The organism is Dietzia sp. SLG310A2-38A2 (assembly GCF_014145095.1).
GTDB lineage: Bacteria > Actinomycetota > Actinomycetes > Mycobacteriales > Mycobacteriaceae > Dietzia.
The window spans coordinates 1-3,864 of the sequence record NZ_JAALDX010000208.1 but is presented as its reverse complement, the minus strand read 5'-3'; the positions used below and the strand labels follow the sequence as shown (position 1 = coordinate 3,864).

Below are 3,864 nucleotides of genomic sequence, written 5' to 3'. Positions count from 1 at the left end.
CGGGGCACGCTGTCCGATGGTGCGGCTACCCTGGGTTCCGACCGACCGGGGCCGCCCCGGCCCAGAACGGCACCAGCCGAAAGGACCCGCCATGCAGCCCGGACCCGACATGAACGCCCTCCTCGAGCAGGCCCAGCAGATGCAGGCCCAGCTCGCCCAGGCGCAGCAGGAGATCGCCGCGAGCACGGTCGACGGCCAGGCCGGTGGCGGCCTCGTCACCGTCACCATGCGCGGCACCGGTGAGGTCACCGGGGTCACGGTGGACCCCAAGGTCGTGGACCCCGAGGACATCGAGACGCTCCAGGATCTGCTCGTCGGCGCGTTCGGTGACGCCCACACCAAGGTCCAGCAGCTCGCGGAGTCGCGGCTCGGGCCGCTGGCCTCCGGCGGCGGCCTCGGCGACATGATGGGTGGCCTGGGCATGTGAGCCCGGCGGGATCCGGGGAGATCCGGACCCCGCCACCCCGCGTCGCACCCGACGCCGGGAACGACACAGCACAGGAACGGCGATGTACGAGGGACCAGTCCAGAACCTGATCGACGAGTTCGGCAAGCTGCCGGGCGTCGGTCCGAAGTCCGCGCAGCGGCTGGCCTTCCACCTCCTGCAGGCGGAGCCGGAGTCGGTGGAGCGGCTGCGTTCCGCGCTGCAGGCGGTGGTCGACGGCGTCACGTACTGCGAGGTCTGCGGAACGGTGGCGGCGGCCGAGCGCTGCCGCATCTGCTCCGACCCGCGGCGCGACCCCACGCTCATCTGCGTGGTCGAGGAGCCCAAGGACATCGAGGCCATCGAGCGCACCCGCGAGTTCCGCGGGCTGTACCACGTGCTCGGTGGCGCGCTCGATCCGATCAACGGCATCGGCCCCAACGAGCTGCGCATCGCCGGCCTGATGAGGCGGGTCGGGGAGGAGTTCGAGGGCGAGGAGATCGCGGAGATCATCATCGCGACCGACCCCAACACCACCGGCGAGGCCACCTCCACGTACCTGGCCAGGTTGCTGCGGCCGTTCCCCGAGCTCATGGTGAGCCGCCTGGCCTCGGGCCTACCCATGGGCGCGGATCTCGAGTTCGCGGACGAGCTGACCCTGGGCAGCGCCCTGTCGGGCCGTCGGATCCTGTCCGGTGGCCCCTCTCAGCCCGCGCGGTCGGGAGGCGTGCTCCGTCCCGAGCAGGCCGAGCCCCCGATCCCCCAGCCGTCCCCCGAACCGGCAGAGCAGCCGGTCCCGGGAGCGGGCAGTGGCGCGGCGGGCCGCACCGGACCGTCAGAGGCCGAAGAGTCTCGCCGCGTTTCCGTGCCACACCGCCCGTAGCCAGTCATCGCCCATCCCGAGTCCCGCCAGGGCGTCGAGCTGGTGCGCGAACGGGTAGGGGATGTTCGGGAAGTCGGTCCCCAGCAGGATCTTGTGTCCCAGATCGGCGAGCCGCCCGCGCTCGGAGGCCGGGAACGGGCTGATCTCCTCGACGAAGTCGGTGAACGCCATGGTGGTGTCGAGGTAGACGCCGTCGTACCGCTCGGCCAGGTCCATGAACTCCGTGTACTCGCCCATGCCCATGTGGGCGATGATCAACGGGAGGTCCGGGAACCTCTCGAGCACGGCCGCGACCGGCTCCGGGCCCGTGAAAGTGCCCGCCACGGGGCCGCTTCCGCAATGGATCACCGTGGGCACCTGCGCCTCCGCGAGCCGACCCCACACCGGATCCAGAAGTGGATCGCGCGGGTCGTACTCGCCGACCTGGATGTGCGACTTGAACACCCGGGCCCCGGCCTCGATCGCGTCCCGGACGTAGTCGCCTGCGGTCGGCTCGGGGAAGAAGGTCGCGGTGTGCAGGCAGTCAGGGTGCCGTGAGGCGAAGTCCGCCGACCATGAGTTGAGCCACGCCCCCATGTCCGCCTTGTGCGGGTACAGCATCGACGAGAACGCCAGCACCCCGTAGGACCTCAGGCGCTCGACGCGCTCGTCCTCGGCCTCCCGGTAGGTGATCGGCCACGTCCGCCCGATCTTGGGGCCGGCGGCGTCGAAGTAGTCCCACACCTTGGCCATCACCCGGTCGGGCATGAAGTGAGTGTGGACGTCGATGATCCCCGGAAGGCCCAGCGGCTCCCACAGAGCGCGCACCTGCGCTGCCTCGTGAGCGGGATCGGGAGGGGTCACGGAGCCGGTGAGGGCGGCGGTGCCGTGGTGGATACACATGGATCCGAGCGTAGGCCAGCGCCGCCCTGCGGCCGACTGGTCGAGCGCTTCCCGGGGGCGTCCACCCCCGAGTCGCGGCCGCCCCGAGAGCACGCACCACCGGGTGCACGGGACCAGCGGGGCGCGCGAGCTCGTCCCGTACCGCACCGACGGAGAAATTCATCTTGACAAGAAAGTTTGTCGGTAGGAGTCTGGGGTCATGCAGGACATCGGAGTGATCGACAGCGCCGAGGTGGCGACCGCCGCCCTGGCCCCGATCCGCACGCGACTGTTGGCCGAACTCTCCGAACCGGGGTCGGCCACCACGCTCGCCGCCCGCCTCGGTGTGCCCAGACAGAAGCTCAACTATCACCTGCGGCAGCTCGAGAGGCACGGTCTGGTCGAGCTGGTCGAGGAGCGACGGCGGGGGAACGTCCACGAACGGATCCTGAGGGCCTCGTCGTCGTCGTACGTCGTTTCTCCCGGCGTGATGGGGCGGGTCCAACCGGCCGTCGGCACCGATCGCGACCAGGCGTCACCACGGTGGCTCCTCGCGCTGGCCTCGCGCATGGTGCGCGAGGTGGGGGAACTGATCGTGGGGGCGCGCCGGGCCGGCAAGCGGGTCGGGACGTTCGGTCTCGACGGCGAGGTGCGCTTCGCCACCCCGGCCGATCGCGCGGCGTTCGCCGACGAACTCACAGACGCGGTCACCAGGCTCGTGTCCAAGTACCACGACGACTCCTCCGACGGGGGCCGCCGACACCGGCTCATCGTGGGGATGCACGCCGTCCCACCCGGGAACGCCGACCCTTCCGCGAGCGCCGACGCATCTGGCAGCGCCACATACGACAGCGACACACACGACAGCGACCCACACGACAGTGAGGAGAAGGACGATGTCTGACCAGCCCAAGCGGATCGAGAAGTCCATCGAGCTCGACGCCACGCCGGAGGAGGTGTGGGAGGCCGTCGCCACAGGTGAGGGCATGGCGTGCTGGTTCGTGCCGCACCGGTTCGACCCGCCGGAGGGAGGCGTCGGCGCGCGCGTCGTATCCGACTTCGGATCCGGCAACATCTCCGAGGCCACGGTCCGGGAGTGGGAACCCGGGCGGCGATACTCGTCCTCCGCGGACGGCCAGACGGAGGTCGTGGAGTTCCTCGTGGAGGGCAGGGACGGTGGCGGGGCGGTACTACGGCTCATCCACAGCGGCATCACCGGCGAGGACTGGGAGGCCGAGTACCACAGCCACGGTTGGGACGGATTCCTTGCTAACCTGCGCCGCTACTTCGAGCACTTCCGTGGCCTACCGCCGGTCACCGTGTCGATCATCGCGTTCAGCGACCTCGACAAGGACGGCATCTGGGCGCAGTTCGACGACGCGCTGGGCATCGATCGACAGCTGGAGGTCGGCGACACCGTGCACCTGACACCCGACGGGCTCGACCCGATCGACGGCGTGGTGGAGGTGGCCGAACCGGGAAACCTGGGCATCCGCAGCGACAGCGGCGCCCATTTCTTCAGCGGGGACGGCGCGTGGGGCATGGTCACCGTCGTCCACTATTACTTCGGCGAGGGGTTCGACCGCGACGCGCTCACCGCCGACTGGCAGCGCTGGACCGACTCGCTGTTCCCGCCGCCGGCCGCCCCACCGGCGGGCTAGCAGGCGTCAACGGCGGGCGGCCGCCAGGCGTTCGC

General features: G+C 70.5%; 4 protein-coding genes and 1 pseudogene. 4 read left to right on the top strand and 1 reads right to left on the bottom strand.

What is annotated here, in order from left to right; genetic code table 11:
* Positions 1 to 91 precede the first annotated feature (91 nt).
* The gene (locus tag G6027_RS07900; protein WP_095717156.1) at positions 92 to 427 is read left to right on the top strand and encodes a YbaB/EbfC family nucleoid-associated protein; all 336 of its coding nucleotides are present in this window, start codon (positions 92 to 94) and stop codon (positions 425 to 427) included.
* Positions 428 to 509: 82 nt separating this feature from the next.
* Positions 510 to 1,115 (top strand): annotated as a pseudogene (gene recR, locus G6027_RS07895) (recombination mediator RecR); the annotation flags it as partial.
* A gap of 144 nt (positions 1,116 to 1,259) precedes the next feature.
* On the opposite strand, the gene G6027_RS07890 reads toward recR, so the two are convergent.
* Positions 1,260 to 2,189, bottom strand: coding sequence for an amidohydrolase family protein (locus tag G6027_RS07890; protein WP_187702714.1), 930 nt, complete (start codon positions 2,187 to 2,189; stop codon positions 1,260 to 1,262).
* A gap of 199 nt (positions 2,190 to 2,388) precedes the next feature.
* On the opposite strand from G6027_RS07890, the gene G6027_RS07885 reads away from it, so the two are divergent.
* Positions 2,389 to 3,072, top strand: a complete 684-nt coding sequence (locus tag G6027_RS07885) for a helix-turn-helix domain-containing protein (RefSeq protein ID WP_182636694.1) — start codon at positions 2,389 to 2,391, stop codon at positions 3,070 to 3,072.
* Positions 3,065 to 3,829 (top strand): SRPBCC domain-containing protein, encoded by a 765-nt coding sequence (locus G6027_RS07880; protein ID WP_182636693.1) that lies wholly within the window; start codon positions 3,065 to 3,067, stop codon positions 3,827 to 3,829. The genes G6027_RS07885 and G6027_RS07880 overlap by 8 nt, the downstream gene beginning before the upstream one ends.
* Positions 3,830 to 3,864 lie beyond the last annotated feature (35 nt).